The sequence below is a fragment of the Thermogutta terrifontis genome, assembly GCF_002277955.1.
Taxonomy (GTDB): domain Bacteria; phylum Planctomycetota; class Planctomycetia; order Pirellulales; family Thermoguttaceae; genus Thermogutta; species Thermogutta terrifontis.
In genome coordinates this window covers 489,297-508,550 of sequence record NZ_CP018477.1, presented here as the reverse complement: position 1 = coordinate 508,550, position 19,254 = coordinate 489,297, and the positions used below count along the sequence as shown (strand labels likewise).

Annotated in this window: 21 protein-coding genes; 1 reads left to right on the top strand and 20 read right to left on the bottom strand. The window is 61.6% G+C overall.

Annotation, left to right across the window (positions count from 1 at the left end; translation table 11 throughout):
- Positions 1–8: 8 nt before the first annotated feature.
- The 19 genes from THTE_RS01860 to THTE_RS18160 all read right to left on the bottom strand — a co-directional run bounded on the left by THTE_RS01860 (position 9) and on the right by THTE_RS18160 (position 16,085).
- Positions 9–521 carry a hypothetical protein gene (locus THTE_RS01860; protein WP_095413837.1) on the bottom strand — a complete coding sequence of 171 codons (513 nt, stop codon included), beginning with the start codon at positions 519–521 and terminating at the stop codon, positions 9–11.
- A 78-nt stretch (positions 522–599) separates the two neighbouring features.
- Positions 600–1,007: a tail completion protein gp17 gene (gp17, locus tag THTE_RS01855; protein ID WP_157731624.1), complete on the bottom strand. Its 408-nt coding sequence runs from the start codon at positions 1,005–1,007 to the stop codon at positions 600–602.
- Positions 1,008–1,044: 37 nt separating this feature from the next.
- Complete coding sequence (locus THTE_RS01850) at positions 1,045–1,680, bottom strand: hypothetical protein (protein WP_095413835.1); 636 nt, start codon at positions 1,678–1,680, stop codon at positions 1,045–1,047.
- A gap of 11 nt (positions 1,681–1,691) precedes the next feature.
- Entirely contained in the window at positions 1,692–1,904 is a 213-nt protein-coding gene (locus THTE_RS01845; protein WP_095413834.1) for a hypothetical protein, read from the bottom strand.
- A gap of 43 nt (positions 1,905–1,947) precedes the next feature.
- Positions 1,948–2,346 (bottom strand): hypothetical protein, encoded by a 399-nt coding sequence (locus tag THTE_RS01840; protein ID WP_095413833.1) that lies wholly within the window; start codon positions 2,344–2,346, stop codon positions 1,948–1,950.
- A gap of 21 nt (positions 2,347–2,367) precedes the next feature.
- Positions 2,368–3,195: a LamG domain-containing protein gene (locus THTE_RS01835; RefSeq protein ID WP_095413832.1), complete on the bottom strand. Its 828-nt coding sequence runs from the start codon at positions 3,193–3,195 to the stop codon at positions 2,368–2,370.
- 70 nt (positions 3,196–3,265) lie between these two features.
- Positions 3,266–4,438 carry a phage major capsid protein gene (locus THTE_RS01830; RefSeq protein WP_095413831.1) on the bottom strand — a complete coding sequence of 391 codons (1,173 nt, stop codon included), beginning with the start codon at positions 4,436–4,438 and terminating at the stop codon, positions 3,266–3,268.
- Positions 4,439–4,512: 74 nt separating this feature from the next.
- Positions 4,513–4,980 (bottom strand): hypothetical protein, encoded by a 468-nt coding sequence (locus tag THTE_RS01825; RefSeq protein WP_095413830.1) that lies wholly within the window; start codon positions 4,978–4,980, stop codon positions 4,513–4,515.
- Positions 4,981–5,376: 396 nt separating this feature from the next.
- Positions 5,377–6,246 (bottom strand): hypothetical protein, encoded by an 870-nt coding sequence (locus THTE_RS01820; protein WP_095413829.1) that lies wholly within the window; start codon positions 6,244–6,246, stop codon positions 5,377–5,379.
- A gap of 108 nt (positions 6,247–6,354) precedes the next feature.
- The gene (locus THTE_RS01815) at positions 6,355–7,716 is read right to left on the bottom strand and encodes a phage portal protein (protein WP_095413828.1); all 1,362 of its coding nucleotides are present in this window, start codon (positions 7,714–7,716) and stop codon (positions 6,355–6,357) included.
- A gap of 84 nt (positions 7,717–7,800) precedes the next feature.
- Complete coding sequence (locus tag THTE_RS01810) at positions 7,801–9,474, bottom strand: phage terminase large subunit family protein (RefSeq protein WP_095413827.1); 1,674 nt, start codon at positions 9,472–9,474, stop codon at positions 7,801–7,803.
- Positions 9,446–9,952, bottom strand: a complete 507-nt coding sequence (locus THTE_RS01805) for a helix-turn-helix domain-containing protein (protein WP_095413826.1) — start codon at positions 9,950–9,952, stop codon at positions 9,446–9,448. Before THTE_RS01805 ends, THTE_RS01810 begins: the two co-directional genes overlap by 29 nt.
- Before the next feature lie 75 nt (positions 9,953–10,027).
- Positions 10,028–11,275, bottom strand: a complete 1,248-nt coding sequence (locus THTE_RS01800) for a GNAT family N-acetyltransferase (protein ID WP_157731622.1) — start codon at positions 11,273–11,275, stop codon at positions 10,028–10,030.
- 67 nt (positions 11,276–11,342) lie between these two features.
- Positions 11,343–11,900 carry a ParB N-terminal domain-containing protein gene (locus tag THTE_RS17810; protein WP_157731620.1) on the bottom strand — a complete coding sequence of 186 codons (558 nt, stop codon included), beginning with the start codon at positions 11,898–11,900 and terminating at the stop codon, positions 11,343–11,345.
- A gap of 23 nt (positions 11,901–11,923) precedes the next feature.
- The gene (locus THTE_RS01795; protein WP_095413824.1) at positions 11,924–12,205 is read right to left on the bottom strand and encodes a hypothetical protein; all 282 of its coding nucleotides are present in this window, start codon (positions 12,203–12,205) and stop codon (positions 11,924–11,926) included.
- 38 nt (positions 12,206–12,243) lie between these two features.
- Entirely contained in the window at positions 12,244–14,178 is a 1,935-nt protein-coding gene (locus THTE_RS01790) for a trypsin-like peptidase domain-containing protein (RefSeq protein ID WP_095413823.1), read from the bottom strand.
- Positions 14,178–14,741, bottom strand: a complete 564-nt coding sequence (locus THTE_RS01785; protein WP_095413822.1) for a helix-turn-helix domain-containing protein — start codon at positions 14,739–14,741, stop codon at positions 14,178–14,180. The genes THTE_RS01790 and THTE_RS01785 overlap by 1 nt, the downstream gene beginning before the upstream one ends.
- Positions 14,742–15,117: 376 nt before the next feature.
- Positions 15,118–15,870, bottom strand: a complete 753-nt coding sequence (gene aat, locus THTE_RS01780) for a leucyl/phenylalanyl-tRNA--protein transferase (protein WP_095413821.1) — start codon at positions 15,868–15,870, stop codon at positions 15,118–15,120.
- 53 nt (positions 15,871–15,923) lie between these two features.
- Positions 15,924–16,085, bottom strand: a complete 162-nt coding sequence (locus THTE_RS18160; RefSeq protein ID WP_168175769.1) for a hypothetical protein — start codon at positions 16,083–16,085, stop codon at positions 15,924–15,926.
- A gap of 481 nt (positions 16,086–16,566) precedes the next feature.
- On the opposite strand from THTE_RS18160, the gene THTE_RS01775 reads away from it, so the two are divergent.
- Complete coding sequence (locus THTE_RS01775) at positions 16,567–17,418, top strand: trypsin-like serine protease (protein ID WP_095413820.1); 852 nt, start codon at positions 16,567–16,569, stop codon at positions 17,416–17,418.
- Positions 17,419–17,935: 517 nt separating this feature from the next.
- Here the strand turns inward: THTE_RS01775 and THTE_RS01765 are convergent.
- On the bottom strand, positions 17,936–19,219 hold the full coding sequence (locus tag THTE_RS01765; RefSeq protein WP_095413818.1) for a prenyltransferase/squalene oxidase repeat-containing protein: 1,284 nt from the start codon (positions 19,217–19,219) through the stop codon (positions 17,936–17,938).
- Positions 19,220–19,254: the final 35 nt, after the last annotated feature.

Here is a 19,254-nt window from a genome sequence, read left to right as displayed (position 1 = left end):
TGTCTTTATCATCCGGCCTTGACACCGACGAGGATGAGATCGTAGGTCACGCTCCCTGATTCCGCCGCCAGTTTCAGGTTTTTGGCCGATGCGCTCACCGACCAACCCGCGTTCGGGTGGACCACCAGCAGGACGCCACCGGGGACAACGCGGAGCGTCTGCGTAGCGGATGAAAGAGGTCCCGGCCAGGGATTGGTGCTGGCACCGCCGATAATCAGATTACCGGCGCTTTCCTTTCGGTTGATCACATAGAGGGCCTTCACGCTGGCAAAGGCCTGGTTGACTGATGCGTTGAACAGGGTTCGAGAAAGGGCCGTCAGGTCCCATTCGTTGGTCGCCCCGCTGGCCAGGGTTTTGCCAAGGACGTACCACACGGCATTGGCCTGGCCTTCGTCCGTGCCTTCCTGAAGCGAAACTCGCCACAACCACTGGTTGCTGTCGATAACTGCCGAGCGGTCCTGTTCATCGCGCCAGGTCCAGCCCACTTTCGATTCCAGGGAACTGCGAAAAATCGTTGTCATCTATTGGCTCCTCGAGCATCACTTCACTGACCCTCACGGCGGCACAGGTTTCGAGAAGCCTGGCCGCTCATCGGATCGTCACGTCGTCACAACAGGTCGCAGGGCGAGGGCGTCAAACTCCACGGTTCCCCGCCAGACATTGTGTTCCTGGTCTTCGATTGTCATGCGGCGGTATGTCACGCGGACGACCCGGCCACCGTCTCCCAGGTCCAGCGACGCCCCGTGATACACGCGCCGTACAGCGTCCAGCGATTTTCGGAGGTGATCGAAGCTCTCCGACCAGAGCGTCACCTGGATGTGGATACGGTCCGCCCATTCGGGCTTCGCGGTAAGCCAGGCACGCTCTTCCGCCAGGCACCGCAGGCAGGCACCGGGGAGTCGCGGAGGAGTTTGACAGCCGGTCCAAACATTTTGCGGAGGAATGAGGCCAACCAGCGTGGCATCTTCCGACCAGCGTGTGTAGAGGGCGTGTTCCAGCCGGAGCATCGGCAAGGCTCCTCCCAGGGGGAACGAATCTGCGGGTTCACGAAACGTCTTGCGTGATCGGGTGGACATACAGGACGGCAGGATGTCCCGGCAAGCCGGGCCGCTCCACTCGATCCACCCAGTACAAAACTCCAGCAGAGGTTTTCAGGCGAAGCGTCCGTGAGGGAAGCTCCGCCGCCACGAGAACGCGGTAGGTGGGTGTTTGACCTTCCGCATTGGGCGTTTGGCTCTGGGAAGAATGGAACTGAATGGGAACGCCGGTGAGATAGGGCCGCCAGTGGATCACCGGCTCGCCGTCCGGTCCTTGGGTGGTCTCGGCGACTTCGACATCCGCCGATTGGGCCGCCGAAAAGGAAGCCGCCCAGTCACGCGTCCAGAGGACGAGTCGCCCCGTGGCCGCTGCCGAGACCACGAGCACCGTCCACCGTCCTCCGGTTGCGTCCTGCAGGACGTCGCCCGGCCGAGCCGGTCCCGGGAGGCGTCCTTCGGGGATATGCCACACGGCGTCCGCACCCGCCCAGCCGTTTCGGCGGTCGATGCGCGTCGGTGACACCGGGCGACAGATGGCCCCCGGGACGGTCACACCCGGCGGGCGCCCCCTGCGCCAGTAGGTGATCGTCTGACAGCCGTCCGCAAAATCCTCGGGCAAATCCCAGGCAAACAACTCATTCACCGGTGGGCTCCTCATGTCGTACCCCGAGAACGCCTTTCGCAGGGCGTTTTTCGGGCAAGTTGCGTGTCACACCACTCCACGACGGCTGTCAGGCGTCCCAGGTATTCCGACCATGACACCCGCTGCCCGTCCAGCTCATAACTGGGTTTGGGTTGTGCGGTCACCTGCTGGATGATGGCGAGGGTTTGCGAGCGGATGAGTTGTAACACGTCTTCGTCGGGCATCAGGTCAACTCCTCGGATTCAAATCGATACGGGAAGGTTCACATTAAATGGCACGAACACGGAATCGCACGACGATTTGCTGGCCAGTCTGGGGCGTCAGGCGATACTCGATCCGGTACGTCCGCTGGGCTTCGGGAAAGGCCGGGGCCTGGGTGACGTCGAGGATGTGGCGAAAGTTGTAGCCGATCTCGTCCACGTCCCAAAGCGCATCCTTCTGAAGTGTCGCAAGCACCACGGCGGAAGGTGTGAGGGACACCTCCCAATGGCCGGAAACAGGGCTCAGCGATGTGGGATCCTCATCGTCGATGAGGGCCACCGAATATCTGGCCGCGGTGATCTGAGACGGTGTGATGGGGTTGCCGTCGGCACCGAGCACACGGGCCAGCAGGGTGGCCGAAGCCTTTTGGAACACAATCCCGTAAATCTCAGCGGCGTCAGGCATGATCTTCTCCTTGCCATCAGATCAAAGATTGCGAGCCATCCCAGCCGCTACGTGGCCTGCTGAACAACCTGTCACGGCCCCCGGGCAAAAGACGGCTCCCTTGCCAGCCGTTGCCGTCCAGACGTTTCCCGCCACCGCTGGAAAACGTGGTGCTGGGCGGATTGCCGGTGGGGGAGGAGGTGGCTCCGGCTGCGGATAGATGATGCTGGGATGATCCGTCCAGCCCGGATTGTTGAAAGCTGTCAGGTCGTACAGCCCGGCCAGGTGGTCACGGTCGTCGTTTCCGAACGGGCCACCAAGTGGCCAGTAGGCAACGAGATCGCCAGGCCTGACGAGGAGGGGTGAATTGCCCGCGGCCAGTTGCGCGATCTCGGTGGAGTTCAGAGCGACCTTCCACACGGCAGCCTCGGCGGCATACCCGGCGAAGTACGCCATCCAACTCCCCTGACGTTCCCACGCCCCGATGAGAATCCGATCCACGGTCGGCACGGCCAGGGTGGTTCCCTCGACGCTACCGGGCACTCCGTCGAGATACACCATTCGGGAGCTGGCCCCCGTGAACACCCCAGCCAGATGACACCAGCGGTTGAGGGTGAACGTCGTGCTGCTGCGGGCAATGGCGAAGGTGTTCTGATAGGCGGTGACAGCCGCCGCCTTCATCCCATCAGGTCCCCGAAGCTGGAGGAACCACCCTGTGCTGTTGTCCGCAGACCGCGCCAGACTCAGCACGTCCTCATACAGGTTGCTCCGCTGGGGATAGACCCACAGTGCCAGTGTCAGGGGATAGGTGAAGCTCAGCGCTTCCGCACGGCGAAGGAACTGGTTGCTTCCATTAAAGGTCCGCGCCATGGCCAGCCTCCCGTGGATCGGATCTCATCGGCGGTTGTTCATCGCACAGAGAAAGAATCTGCCGGCTATCTCATGCCGTGCAGCGGACCACGTAGCGGGGATCGAGAACAGCGGGCGTTCCGCGCTCGCTGGCTTTGAAGCGCACCACAATATCCTGAGTGAAGTCGGCTTCACTGCCGGGCGCCGACTGTGTGACCGTGAGCGGCCAGTTTTCCATGTAGGCGAACGCCCGGGCAAAATCGCCCAAAAACCACCATGTCTCGGCTGCTGTGGGGCTGACTCCCGAGGCCACAATCCGCTGATAGAGGAGCTGGCTGTCAAACACGCGGTAGTCCGCCAGCGGATTGGGGGAAGTCGTGGCGCTGGGGGAACCATCTGCCGAGAAGGTGATCGTGGTGGCGTGGAAGATCCGCCGGGCGGTGTGTCTCAGAGCCGTGGGAACAAGCACGGTGTTGGGCCGAATGAGAATCGGCTCATTGGTGATGGGATCCTTCATCTGGGCGAACAGTTTTTCGGCTTTGTCCACGCTGATCCAGTCCTGAAGTGGGTTCTGCCCCAGGGCGTTGACCCAGGGCCCATTGTCGTTTGCGGCGTAATACGTGTTGTAATTGACGCCGTTATGCTTGTAGGTATTCACGGCACCCAGAACGACATCGAGAATGCGGCTTTCCTTGCGACGGCCCAGCGTTTGCCCCACTTCTGCCGCCTGACGCAGCACGAGATGGGTGCGATCGAAGAAGATGGCCTCCCGGGTGATGGGCACGATGAGACCGTGCTTGGTCGTGGCCGGGGTTTCCACGTAGCTCTCCCCAAAGCCCACCTGGGGGTAGGGCATGCCGGGGTGGACCTCCGTCAGGGTGTCCGGAACGCTTGCCATGGCGGGAAGTTTTTCGCTGTCGAACCGGGTGGGAATGGTCTGCACCAGGCGGGAAGCGATGAACGCCTCGTGCTGATACGCCTGGAGAATCTTGGAATAGATCACCTGGCCGATCACGTTGAGGAAGGCCGTCACGTCTACTGCGTCTCCGGCTTCCAGTAGGGTCACGGGACCGGCTTGCCGCGGATCGAGGGTCTTCACCCACTGATGGCCGTCTGGAATCAGGGCTTCGGCGAGATCGCGGAGGCTGAAGTCTTCCGGTTGAAGGTGCCCCTGTTGGAGAGCCTCGGCCAGATGAGCTACGGTCTTCTGCGGACCATCCAAGTCATAACGGCGACGCAATTCACGATAGGAAATCGCGGGCATACTGTTCTCCTGCAAGGAATCGGGTTTTCTTTTTCCACAGGACAAAGGAAACAAACTCAGACTGTGCCGTTGGCTCAGGCGGTTGTGCCTTTCACTCCGCCCGCCATGATCGTGGAGCAAACCGCCACCCAAACTGTGCCGCTGGCAGCGCGAACCACGCGCCCCACGGCATTATCGGCCACGGTCACCTTGACGAGCCGCTGGTTTTCGAGGGCTGTCCCGGCATCGTTTTCATCGACACCCACCCAGTCGCCAAGCCGCAGCGCAGTTTCCGGTGTGGGGAATTCGAAGACGCCGGCCGTCGCCACGCGAATCGGGCTGGCACTTCCCGCAGGGCTCCGCTGCATCGCCACCCCCAAGAATTTGGAGGCGAACAGTTGCTGATTGGCGGCTTCGTTGCCCTGGTCCGGTTGAAGCGACGCCGGTTTGGCGTCATCGCCATCCCAGTACACAAGATCGCCGATTTCGATGACGGTGGTGCTGTCCACCGGTGCAACAACCGGCTGGGTATCGCCGTAGCGCCATCGCATGACATCAGACATGGAAAACCTCCTCACAGTGAGAAACGGAACATGGGGACGGCGTGGACGCTGTGCCGCCCCGTTGACCACCATCACACGACACAGGTTTTTGAGCCTTCCAGGGCCTGAATGGGGGACGCCAATCGGCTCCCTTCGGCAAATCCTTCGAAGGGGTACGCTTGTCGTGCCCGGGCAGAGAAATGGATCATCAATCGGTGTTCATCGGACCCGACAGGCGGGTCCCTCCGAATACGGACCCCGTTGAAATTGATGCCGCGTTATGGTAGGGCCCATTCCTAAATCGCCTCTACCGGGAATTCAGTGCCATGCGGACCCGACAGGCGGGTCCCTCCGAAAGAGGCTCCTCCGGGCTGACGGGGGTTTCGTCCTGGGCCGACGTTGCGTCGTCGCCCCGTGTTAAAAAGTCCTGTTTTTAATGGCCCGGGCAAATTCCTCGGCAGTCAGTTCGACGTGCTCGCGCAGTCCATCCCGGGATTCCGGATGAAAAAGTTGTTTTGGGCTTATTCGGCGGGCCGACTCCACGAGTTGATGAAGTTCCGCGACCAGCCGCGATTGATGCTGCTCGTTGGCGTCGTCAAGGAGTATCCGCCAAAGGACGTCTCCGAGGGGGACCTTGCCCGGTTCGGCATCCCCGGGTGGTTTCAGGAATGAATCCGCCAGGCGACGGCGGAGCGCAAGTTCCCGCCGGAGCCGACGGACTTCTTCTTCCAGGTCCACCGGAGCTGCCGAATCGATCGGCGTGCGATCCTCGACCGGGGAACTCTCGGCCGGAGTGTTTTGCGACTCGAAGAGCCCCTGAGTTGAGGCAGGATCCGCCACCACATCGACACTCAGCACTCGCAGAATTTCATCCACCACAGTGATGTCGCCTTCGCGGCGAATGCGGGCCAGCACATTGTGGGAGAGGCCGACGTTCTGCGGCGCGTGCCGCGCATCCCAAACCAGTCGCTCCGCCACATCATGTTTGGGGTTGAAGTACAGATCGGCGAACAGTCCCTCACCTGCACGGTAGTGCACGTGGCGCAACAATCCCAGCCGGTCGCGGTAATCTCGGGGTGCCGCCGCCTCTCCCTGCGGATGGTTGACGTTCACTTTGGCCCCCTCATAGAGCGGCACCGCCGTGCGAAGGGCCTCCTCGGTATACCGCCGGCCATTGCGGGACTGAAGTCCCAGGACTTTCACGCCTCGGATGATCCCGGCCGCACCGTCCACCTGCACGGTGTGATCACCCCAGCCAAGATACTCGCGGAGATTCACTTCACTCATCACAGCACCTCGCTACGTTTGTATTTGTAACTGTTGCGTGTCTGATCCGGTATGCTCGACTCTAAGCCCGCGCGACTCTCCACAGGTTCCGGTGGCGTTGGCAGGGGTTCAAGGTTCCTCACCCGACGGCGGCTCGACATGCGGATTAGGGACGGGTAATCCGTGGCGAAGCGCCAGTTGCTCCCGGGAGAGGGCGCCGCAGCGGAAAAGAATGGCGTCGGCCTGGGCTTCGCGGAGCCGATCACGAACACACAGAGAGGGCGGAATAGCCTCGATGGTCAGTGCCTCGAGAACGTTTTTCGGCAGACGGCCATGCTCGGCCGCGGTGCGCAGGGCACGCTCCAGAACCTCCCGATCGGCCTCGATCATCTCCTGCTGGAGCCGCTGGAACATTTTCACGGCGGGTCCCTCAGCCACCAGGGTGGAGGCGTAATTCGCGTTGGAGGCGTCGCTCGTGAGCATGAACTCCGGCATGACGAGGCGGCTGGCAATCGCCCGCAGCTCCGCCTGAAGAAGTGTCACATAGCGAGCGGCATCGATCGCGGCGACCGGAAATTCATACTCAATGCCGGCTGTGGCATCGAGGATTGTGCCCGGCGCGAAGTGTTCCACCGAAGTTGGCCCGGCGTGAGAAGTTGGTAGTGCTGATTGGGCTTCCCGATCAGCGAGAAAGCGTTCCACACTGCTTCGTCCTCCGGCGTGCTTGCGGATCAGCGCCACGGCCGACTGGAGACCGGCCACCACGCTCATGTTTCGGAGGAGTTTTTCCGCCCGGCGAAGATTCTTCCGCACAGGATAGAAGAGGGGAAGTCCGCGTTTGATGTGGCTGTCCACATTCGCCCGACGATGCTGAATGTCCGAACCCGCGACGAATTTTTCATCCACCCAATAACCGCGAACCGTTTCCACATCATGGGGATCAGTGACGATCCCGAAGCTGTGTTCGGGTCTGGTTGCGTAGCGGGACGGAGTGCGGACCTGTTCGGGATCGACGAAACGCACTCGCAGGAGGCCGTCGTCACTGGCGAAGTACCGGAGAAACACTTCTCCGTCCCGGTCCAGCCGGAGCATGATCTCCTGCTGACGGCGGTGCCAGCGGTTTTCGCGGAGGAATTCGTCCAGAACAGTTTGAGCGGCCCGAAGAAGATTTTCCGGAGTGTGTTGCGAAGCGCGGCTTATCACCCGATAGCGATGGCCTGTGCCGACCACGTAACTGATGCGGTTTTCCTGGGCGTTGATGGCGAATTCGTTTTCCAAGAGGAGACGACGGCATTCGTTTCGGATCTGGTCGAGCTGGCTTTCGCTGGTGTACGGGACGCGGGACGGTGCGGCCCCGTGTGGCCCCAGCGGCCACCACTCGGTGCCGTCAGGGTCGTCATCGTTGTCCGCGGAAATCCAGCCTTCGAGCAAGTTGCGAACGGCACGCCACAAAGCGCGCTCGGAAGTGTTCAGGGTGTCGCGGACAGGCATCGGTATGATCTCCTCAAGTCGATCGCAAGGCAGGGAATGGTGATGATCGATTTCGCACAAACGCGGGTTTTTCACTGTGTCGTGTTACTCCACCGACATGCGGGAGATGGTGTGTGTCTCGCCAGGCGAACGGAGGAGTTCGGCGGCCAGGCGGATGGCCATCTCCAGGGCATCCGGTCCGTCGTCGTGATTGGCTGTGGGAAACATTCGGAGCTGTTCCACGAGGAGCCGCGTGCCGGCCGAGTTCCGCCGGAAGCGAAGCATCCGTCGCGCCAGGAACGGCCCTAACCGTCGGATCCGCACCACTTTGCTCGTGTGGTTATGGATCATCCAGGGTGAAAACCCTACAAGCCCCTGACGGCGGAACTCCGCTTCCAGCGGTTCGGCGAGCAACTCCTGAAACTGGTTGGCCTCCACCCCGAGCGCATCCACGGGAAAGCGTCGGCACCAGGCCACGGTATCCGCAACGAGCTGCGGAACGGGACGTCGCGCCAGATCGGCTTCCACGTACATCTGACCCCTTGCATCGATCATGAGGACCACCACCGCCGAGAAATCTCCCCGCCTGGAATCCTTGCCCTGACTGGGATCAACGGCCACAACGCACAGGCGGTGTTGTTCGGGCCAGGTGTCGAACCAGATGGCCTCGTCGAAGTAGTCTTCCGGCCATTCGCAGGATTCCGGGGAGACGGGGTGATTTTGCTTTTCCCGGGCGAAGGCCGCCGCTCCCATTTCTGCCCGCTGGCACATGAGCTGGTAAAGGTCCTCCCGCTGGGGCCAGAGGACGACCGCTCCTTCGTCCATTTCCGCCCGATGACGCTCGTAAAACTCCCGTGCATGCTGCGGGGCCTGCGGATCCCGGAGGTCGCTGTAGAGGTTTTCCCATTGCGACCACAGATCCATGCGTGTGGGAAACCGCTCGATGGCACGGAACAGCAGGGTCTTCCAGCCGGGTGTCTGGGCGAGCTGAAGGCCCAGGGCATCCCAGTGCAAAGCCGTGGCCAGGTGGATGACATTGGTCTGCGGGCTCCCTGCCGCCAGGAGCGTTCCGTGAAACCATGTGCGGGAATGTTCCCGCTGACGTGGCGAAATGATATGGCCATCGTTTTGAAGGTCGTCGGCGAGAATGAGCGTGGGCCGATCGGAACGGTGGCGACGGCCGCGCATCCGCTGGCCGGTGCCGAAGGCTTCCAGCGTGGCGCCCGAGGACAGCGTGATTCTGTCTGCCCGCCAGACGGGTCCGGGATCGCTCAACCGCCCATAGTGCGATTTAAGACGCTCGTTGGATTCCAGTTCCCGTTTGATGTTCTCGAGGTGTGCGCGGGCCTGATGGCGGCTATCCGAAACCAGCCAGATGTAGGGCTCGTGTCCTTCCAGCAAACACCACAGGGGATAGGCCAGCGAGGCCAGCGTGGATTTGGCGGACCCTCGGGGGGCCAGCACGTTCAGCCGCAGGCCGCGGTGCTCAACTGCCCGTACCAGGTAACGCGCCACGACTTCGTGCATCCGGGACGGCGGCAAGGCGAAGTGGTGGGGAAGAAAGAATCGGGCCCAATCCAGAAGGCACCGGGAGATACCGCTCATCTGGAGGCGCTTCCTGGCGCGGGAGTGTTCCCGGGCGAGCGATTGCCGCAACCACCGAAACGCCTGAGACATCCAGGGGATGTCGTGCAGGATATCGGGCATGTCGGGCCCGTCTTCACGGTCGGTCGTATTGCCGCGTACCATGTCAATCTTCCGATGGTTCGCCAGGATCATGGGTTTCTCCTTCGTCCCGCCACTGTGCACCGAGGCGATCGAGACGTTTGAGGATCCGCTTGCGGTGACTGGCGATGGGAACTTCTTCCACGATGATGCGGGCGAATTCGGAGATCAGCGTCCGAATCTGTTCCAGCGTCACCGCCTGGGGTGAGCGCGGACCGTAATCCTCGGGATTGAGCCGTTCCAGGGCCCAGGCTGCGGCACGCCAGTACTGCTCTTTTCGAGCGGCGGCTGCAATGTTTTTCATGAACAGGATCTGGGCTTTGGTTTCGGCCTTGTGAAGGGCCTCGGCAAATTCCGGATCGCGCTCTGCCGTGCGGCGAATGGTGGAGGGTGAACACCCCACATACCGTGCTGCCGTCCGACGGCTGCACCCCACGCTGAGGATAGCGAGGATTTCACGCTTCCGGAATTCGTCCAGACCGCGACGCGAACCCGACTCTTGATTGAAGGTGTCAGTTGGCGGACTGGGCATCGACTCAGGCCTTCCAGGCAAAAAGGTTGTGCTCGGTCCGGCTGGTGTGAAACGCAAACAACCTGAGCAACTGGATCAATTCAGGTGGGGGGTTGGCGGCATAGCGACTGGCAGATCCTTTTTTTGCGCCGGCTGACTGCTGGAAACCGCGTGTGTTTTCCCGGAGTGGTCCGACTGCCCCTGGTATTCGAACGAAATGACGGCGCGACCCCGCGAACCGCGGTACCGCGGCAGATTTCGTCCGCCACCCCGCGAACCATGTTTGCGAACGGCAACCAGGCGCCAGGCAGGAGAGCGCTGGCAATGGCGGATGATGGCCGGATGGGAGGTCGTGATCCCGATACGGCAGCCGCGGCGGCGATACAGCCGGGCAATGGTGTCGAGAACCGCCGAGCCGATCCCCATGCCCTGGTACTCGGGCAGCACCACGAGGCGACTGATTCGGAAGTAACCTCGATTTCCCACCTGGGAGGCGACGGCACAGAATGCGACGGCTTCACCCTGCCATACGGCGAGAAAACACTCAGCGGCAGCGGGAAGCGAGCCGCTCAGATAGTGATGACGGCGATAGGCCCTCCACGCCTCGCGCCCACAGGGGACAATCGCCAGCGTGATGGGAGGTCGTGGAAGACACCTCCTTGTAAACTGCCGCGTCGCCATGTCGATGACCCAATGCGGGGCCAGCCATTCGATGATGTCGTAATGACAGGTGACGGCGACGAAGCGGCAGGCCAGCTCGCCACGCTGCATCCGGCGGTGAATTCCGGCGGCAATGGCCCGGGCTACATGCCGATCCACCACGCTGGTGAATTCATCGCAAACGACAAGCGGCAGGTGTTTGTCGGCATCGGGCGGAAGGAGGCGGTGCCAGCGCTCCAGGGCGGCTTCCGCGGACGGGCAGGTCTGAGAGCAAGCAAGGGCCCGGGCGAGGTCGCAGCGGGCCTTCTCACCGTTACTGAGCAGGTGGTACGGCCGCAACCAGGCCGGCGGTGAAGCAAATCCCACTGTGGTGAGCAGGCCCACAATCTGCTTGATGGAAAGATCGGGAAAGGCGTCGATGACGGGCCGATCGCTGGGCCAGGAAAAACGGGAGAGGACCCGATCGCCAAACAACCAGCGGGCGAGCGTCGATTTGCCACTTCCCGACGGTCCCACGATGACCCCCAACCGCCAGTCCTCTTTCTGCGGGGGAATGGTGAGGGTGATCGTTTCACGGGACGCCTTCTGCAGATCGAGGTCGAACATTCCCGCCACCTGGGCCACACGGAAACTGTTGGCCACCGGACTTTCCAGGGTCAACTCAATCACGAACGGTTCAGACATGGGTGTTCCCTTTGCATCACGCTTGTGCTTGAAGTTGCCGGTGTTTTGCGTTGGGCTATCAGCCGGTCTACAGCGTGAGCAAGCGGCAGTTGTATCCCTCGGCGGAGAGCCGCTCGAACACCTCACGCTGCTGGTCTTCGTCCTCGCATTCCACGACCACCTGAAAGCTCTCCGGGAGCGATTGCGGCAGGACAGGGGAATCCGGAGACTCCTCGTCATTGCCAGGGACGGAAAGCATCTCATGGAGCAGATCACGGAGGACGGGGCTTTGAAGATCCAGTTCGCTGGCAAGGTCGGCCAGTGCTTCGGTGTCGGCTTCGGCCAGGTTAGCCAGGGGATCCAGCAGGGCGAGTAACTTGGCCGCCTCTTGCTCGTTGAGGTCCAGAATGAGCACCGGGACAACGGCATCGGGAGTGGTCTCGGCGCGGAGATGACCGTCGATCAACTCGAGGGTGCCGTCGGCCAGTTCCCGGGCCAGGAGGGCGTCGGCATAGCCGATTTCCGCCAGGATTCCGCGGAGGGCTGCACGCTGTTTGTCGGGATGGATGCGCCAGTTGCGGGGGTTGGGCCGGAGATCTCCTGCCCGCACACGCCGCAACTCTTTGATCCGATCACGGATGTGCATGGTCGTCTTTGCCTATACAGGGGTCAGGAAACGGGAAAATCACCTGGAACTTCGGGGATGTCTCCCAGTTGCTCTTCCAACGTGCGCAGGCGGCCTTCCCAGCGGGCGGAGTCGAGTTGGCGCTCGTGTTCCAGATCGCACAGGGCATCCAGACGTTCGCTCAGCGCCGTCATGCGTTTTTCCAGGTCCTGGAGCTTGCTGACGGCTACGGCGAGCCGTGCATGGACCATGAGCATCCAGGGTAAAAGCACTGCCACGCCAGTGGTCACAAGGGCCGTGGCAAACCCCCAATCAAGCGGCGACATGGTGTGGGCTCCGTAACCTGGGTCGTTGAGTGTGTCACTCAGCTTGAAGGCGACGTCTTCTGATCTGATGTTGCGTCCGTGGAGGTCGATTCCCTGGAGGAAAGGGCCTCTGCCACCCGCTGACGCAGCCGACGCTCGAGAATTCTCAAACCAAGTCGGGCGGCAAAGGCCAGCGCGATGGACGGTGGACCGGTCCATCCCAGGGCCGTCAGCACGGCGGGGAGGATTGTATCCAGCCAGCCGGGGCCTTTTTCGGCGAGAAGATCGGCGGCTGTCTGCCGGATCACCGCCCGAATGTTTTCCGCCCCGACCACCTGCTCCGCCCGTTCCACGCGCTCCCTCAATTGGCTCACCAGCGAGGTTCGCTCTTCGAGTTGCCTGAGACGCTCGCTCAGAGGTTCCTCATTTGCGAATCGGGCTTCCACTCGCTGGCGGAGTTCTTCCAGCCGTGCTTGCAGTTGCGCGAGCAGTGAATCTGGCGGGGTCTGACTTCCGTCGATCGGGTTGCTCGGTGGCCTGGGTGGAGAGGGCGCCGCCTCCTGCGGAGGAATCGGCACGAGAAGGTTTTCCGGCGATCGGGGAGCAGGCCGCTGATCACCGAAAATCCCGGCGAGAAACTGGCGGATTCTTCCGCAATAAGTGCCCACGGTGCGGTAGCCGTCTGTCCCCCACAGAATGGCCACCACGCGACCTGAGCTGTCAAGGATCGGTCCGCCGGAATCGCCATCGCGGGCAGCAGCGCGGATCTGGAGCGTTTCTACACCGGAACTGCCGGCCGTTTGGACATAGCCGAGAACTGCTCCCTGCGCCACTCTCAGTGATCCGTTGGGTCCGAATCCCGCCAGAGCAACGACATCGCCTGGCCGGGGAACCGTCTCGGCGACGGCAGCCGGGGCGTTGGGTGGAGCCGCAATGCCAACAACGGCGAGATCATCCGGGGCACTCCGCGCAATGAGGCGGCCCTCATAAGTGGCGTAGGCCGAGCGGTTCGGCAGCCAGACGGTCAATCGGCCAACCCCGTCACGGAAAAGATGGTCGCAGGTGAGGATCCAACCCCACCGGTCATCCTTGCGGATGAGCACGCCCGAGCCGTAAACGGCTATTCCCGAGGTGAGTCTGTTTTCAATTCGGGCGACGGATTCCGTGGGTAAAGAGTCTTTCGGCAGGTTCCCAATGGTGCGGCTGCCCACGACCTGTGGAAGGTCGGCGCCGGATGGATAGGGTGCGGCAGGGGCGGGGCAAAAACCCTGGGCACATCCCTGGGCCAGCGTTACCCGTTGTAATCCACCAAGGCAGATCGCAATGGCCACCAGTCCCGCGATCAGAACTCCTAGCCAGGAGCAGATTCCCCTGGAGCGTCTGGCTCGGGCGTTTGGCGGCAGACAGTCCGTGGGTTCGTCATCAGGGACGAGGGTGGCGCGGTAGCGGTAAAAGGGGCTCCGCGCCAGATCGGCCGGTTCCGTTGCTTCATCGGCCAACTGGGGCACGGGATCCACTCCCCCACCAATCCGCGTGGCTGTGACGCACGCCTGGCTGCAGAACGGGCGGGACAACGTTGATTCCCTATCGTGCAGCTTCGGACGACAGAAAAGTCGAAGAAGCGGCAGATGATACCGGGCGACGCGGAGGATGCCGCCGTAACCGTACTGCTCTCCTGCAAATCGGAGCATGAACTGGACCGTTTGCTGGCGGTCGAACTCGGGCCAGCGGCCATCAGGGTCGGCCTGGTACACGTCGATTCGGCCAGGATAACGATTGACCTGACTGGCTAGCGTGACGACTCTGCCCCCGTAGAGGGCGCGGACTTCCAGGCAGCAGAGCGTTTCGCCCCACCATCCGGCGAGGGCTGCGTGCGAGTGTTCTCCGCGACCGACGACGGCAATTAAGCCCCGCCGCCGGAAGAGGAGCAGATCGCCATCGCGGATCCACTCCTGGGCTTGGTTCAGGGGTACGTGAAGACGGACGGTATGCATCAGGCGGCCCTCCGCAGTTCGCTTGGCACAACCAATGCGCCAATCCAGCCATCGCCTCTGGGTTGGCTTTCGAAGGAGGCCTCAAGGTTGGCGAGATCAGTCTCGGTGGGGGATCCCAGAGCGGTGAAAGGATCGTCGTCGAGCCAGGTATCGTGCGAGTCGCTATCGGGTGACCAGGCGGGGTCGGCATCCGGTTCGCCCCGAGCGAGGGCCGCCGCACGGACTTCCAGGTAGCGTGCATACTCCGAGCCGCGGAGTTCCACGCGGGGCGGCCCATCTTCGGTGGCGGGGAGCGGCGGGATTCGGCCTGCCTTTTTGAGCCGCCGCACTTCGCAGGCGCGGCAAGGCATCTCCACCATCGCACCGCATTCCGGGCAGCGTGCAAGGATCGGCGTTGTGTTGTCGCAACCGTGTCGGGCGCGGTAGCGTTCAAACCATTCGCCCGAGGCGATTGCCTTCACGGTGGCGCGACTGACGCCGGTGAGCCTGGCGACCTGCCGCTGGCTCATCTTCTGATCAACCAAGAGAGAACGGACTTTTGCAGCAAGGGCGGGCGAGATCACGACGGCCTCCGTTAAGGTACAGGTCCCTTACAATCCCATAGGTTGACTTTATATGTACATATGTACACTATTGCGCTACAAAAATAAGGCAGGCGATCTGCGACGGGAAAACCAGAGGGTGTCAGAGAGCCCTTTCAGACTGGTACCTTATGAGTTCGCACGAGATCGACCTGCCCACGTGGTACGTCGGGGTTTTGGTTAAGACGCCGCCCAGTATATCACACGAAGTGGACTAATTGCAAGCATGACGAGGGAATCTTTTCAGGCAAAACATGTCCATTTGATGCGCATCTGATGCGTGGCAGGGGTGATGTCAGGCGGGAGTGGAGCGAAGGCGAGAGAGGTCCGGGGTATCGAAACCTTTTCGGCTGGCCGATCAGCCTGCATTGGGTTCTGAAGATGGACGATACGTCTGGTCCAGCGCGAGGACGTCGGCGGCGGTCACCTCCAGGGTTGTCCCAAAGGTGACGTTTGCCCGGAGGGCTTCAGCCAGACGATAAAGGTATTGCCGGCGGCGAATCGTGCGCGCCCCCAGCGATTGCGTGACTGGAGTGAGCATCTGAATGTCCACAAGGAGGTAGCCCCGAGCCTTGAGGTGGGCGAGGAGATACAGCAGCGCGACCTTGGAGGCATTGCTGATGCGATAGAACATGGATTCGGCCGCGAAAAGCCCACGCAGCGCCACGCCGTACACGCCGCCTGCCAGCTCGTCAGCTTTCCAGGCTTCGACGCTGTGGGCATAGCCGAGTTCGTGGAGATGCGTGTAGGCTTCGATCATCGCCGGGGTGATCCAGGTCGCACCCGCCCGGCCATTCGCGGTGGCACAGCCGCGGATCACCGCGGAGAAATCGCGGTCCACCGTGATCTGAAAATCGCCACGCTTGATGATCGGTCGCAGGCGATGCGGGATGTGGATGTGTTCCCATTCGAAAATCGCCCGGGTGCCCGGCGAGGCCCAAACAATGGGCGAGTCTTCATCGATCGGCCAGGGAAAAATGCCGTGGGCATAGGCGTCGAGGAGCACCTCCGGATGGAGAGTTCCCCCCACCGCCACCACGCCATAACGATTGGCCGATTCTGCTGGTGGAAAAAAACGTGAAGGACGGAAAGGCGACAGATCATCCCGCATGGCTGCATGGACCGCAGTGCTTTTTGTCCATTTTTGACCATTCTAACAGACGCTCATCGGCCGACGGGATCATAGCCATTGGAAAAGGCATCGGGTGATGCGGTGGTCCCCTGCCCCATCATCGTATTTTCTGCCCAGAGAAACGCGAACATCCACACGCACTTGCGTGGCAGCGGAATTCCCTCGGAGGGACGTGCCTGTGGGGTCCGGTTCACTTCGGAGGGACCTGCTTGTCAGGTCCGCCTGGATGATCCACCCCAATTCACTCGCACTCCGGTGGGGGCTGTTGATGAATTGCCCCTATCACTGCTTGTATCCGCGGCATCTCGTCGTTTGCACAAAAACGGGATGCTTCAGGGCGGTCCCTGATTGCCTCGTGGCTGACGGTTCAGTCATTTATCGGTGGGGGGGCTGTTATCGGCTGTAGCCTGCGGCGATAGCGGGGATGACGAAAACTTGCAACATCTGCCCGAGTCTGGCAACAACAGAAAGAAAGGGAGTTGGGGCGGGAGAGCAGGACTCGCGCGGGAGAATTGGTGGAAAGATTTGCTCCGCGAGGCTGCGCGTCTGGGGAACCGGAAGTTTCCCCATCGACCGATTTCTGCGAGAGTGGCCACTGTGGATTTTCTGGTCGGTCGTGATGACCAGGCGGTCTTTTGGATTACTCGTTCATAACGGGATAAGGAGACGGCATCCGTGAGGCAGCATCATTGCGCGGCATTCGTGCTCTGGTTGATTTGGCAGGTGGTCGGGTTGGGGGTGACGACACAACTCCGAGCGGAACAGGCCTCGGAGACCCCGGGGTTTCTCACGCAGGTCACCTGGGCCACCGTGAAGATCACCAATCCGGGTTCAACCGCTACGGGGTTTCTCGTGGAACTGCCCTCCGGGCCATGGGTGCTCGTCTCGGCTGCCCATGTGTTCTCATCGATGAAGGGGGACCAATGTACGGTCATTTTGCACCGCCGGGGCGACGACGGCCGGATTGTGAAAAATCCGCAAACCGTTCCAGTGCGTCGGGAAAACAAGGACCTGTGGGAGAAACACCCCACGGCCGATGTGGCCGTCATCAGGGTGGATTTTGAGCGCGATGCCAACCTGGGGGTTCTGCCCTACGAATGTCTGGCAACGGAACAGATGCTGGAAAAGCTGCCGCTGGAGCCGGGACTTATCGTGCGTGCCTTGGGATTTCCTCATGCCAATATTTTTAACGGCAATCCGGAAGAGTTCGGCATCGCACGATTGGGCTGCATCGCCAGTTATCCTTTACTGCCGATCAAAGAAAATCCTCGCTTTCTGGTGGACATGAATACGTTTGAAGGGGATAGCGGCGGGCCGGTCTTCGCGCTCGCCAGCGAAAACAAGGAGACCGGCGCGGTGGCTGGTTATGTCATTGGATTGGTCAGCGGGCAGCACTTTGTGGATGAGGAATTCAAGCTCATCTATCAGAGCGGCAAGTTTCGTCATCGCATGGGCCTGGCGATCATCGTGCCGTCGGTGTTCATCCGAGAAACGATCGACCGGCTTATGGCCTCAGGGGGAAACTGACCCATCCCGACTTTTGCAAAAACCCACGACATGTCACGGGCACAATGTCTTGGAGGGGCAATTCATGAATTGCCCCTACCGAAGGGCGAGTCAATTGGGGTGGATTATCCAAGGTTAAAAAAGCGGACGTGACAAGCGGGTCCCTCCGAGGGGTCGGAGGGGCACGCTTGTCGTGCCCGGGAAAAGGGAATTGATGATCGAGCGTGGCGCGACGGACCCGACAAGCGGGTCCCTCCAAGGGGAAGCGGACGTGACAGGCACGTCCCTCCGAAAAAGGTTTTCCGAAGGTCGGAGGGGCACGCTTGTCGTGCCCGGGAAAAGGGAATTGATGATCGAACGTGGCGCGACGGACCCGACAAGCGGGTCCCTCCGAAGCAAGCGGACCTGACAAGCAGGTCCCTCCGGGTTGAACCTTGTCCCCGCGCGAACTCTTGTGGCGGGCCACTTGCCCGTTTTTAGAGTAAAAGTGGTTATGAGTCAGAGGGGGAAATTCCGGCCCGTGAGTCGCTTCGACGGCTCACCGCAGTGGCGGATGCGACTGGGCGACAGCTTTCTCCTCCGGCGGTCTGGCTGGCTTCGAAGGTGCGCTCGCCCGGCACGGAACGAGTGACAGCAGCGCGAACGCCGTGCCATATTGCTGATGATAGTCGTAGAACGGGAAATCCCACCAGGAACCGTCTTTTTCCTGAAGAGGAAGCAGAATGGCGGCCAGACGCCCGTAGAACTCCGGCCGCTCGGACTCGGGAAGTTGTCCGATGCACAGCGAGGCGTAGTAATGGCCGTAGTAAAAGAAGTATCCCGCGATGGCGAAGAAGGATTCATGGGGGATGGGACGTTTTCGGCCGAGATCGAGCCAGCCATCCCGGGCGAAAAAGCGATCCAGCCAGGTGCGGAGGACTTCATCGGTGACCGTGGTATCACCCCACAAACGCATGGCCAGATTACAGGCCTGGGACCGGCCAAGGCTCCCTGCCGGCATGTTGACCGGATGGAGGGGGCGCATTTTCAGGTATTCACCGTAACAGTAGCTGTAATCCGGCTTACGCTGGCGAAGGATGGAGGCTTTCGCACGGTCGATGAGTTTTTCGGGCACCTTGAGCCCCACCTGCTGGGCTTCGTGAAAGGCGACCAGGACTGTGGCCGTTACAAAGCTGATGGTGGATCCGCCGGGTTTTTGAGTGCCGTAATCGAAGTCGTAGTAGGCCCAGCCGCCGTCCACACACTCATAGCGGAGGAGCCGATCAAACTGCGTATCCATCACCTCGCGAAGGACCGCTTGTTTGGCGGGATCGCCCTCGTGACGGCGGATCAAGCGGGTCAAAGCCTGGAGGGAGTAGGCATGCGCCCAGTTGTTGTAAATCGCATCGGGCGTCGCGCGGCGGACCTTCGGCAGATTCGCGATGAGCCATGCCTCACCGCGGTCGATTGCCTCCTGAACCTCGGAGCGTGGGTCCTGGACATCGATAAGGGCCGCCACACACAGTGACGTCACGGCCGCGCGAAAGGCCTGATGGGCCCCGGGCACGGGAGCATAAATGTTGAGCCCTTTGGTGTTGTGGGGAGATCCCCAGGAGCCGTCCCGATTCTGGCGAAGGAGGAGGAAATCGACTCCGCGGCGAATTGCCCGATCGATCTCCTCGCGACTCGGCGGCGCAGTGGGCGGCGGTTTGGGGCCCTCGGTGGCCAGCGGCGGTGGCCCGGGCGGGGTCTGCGGAGTTTCGGCAAAGAGCGGTCGGCAGTTGAAAGCCGGCAGGCCCCCACCCACCAATAAGGCCATAAGCACAAACAATCGCCACCGCATGGCTGAGGCCCTCGGAGTTGCTCTTGCAGTCCAGG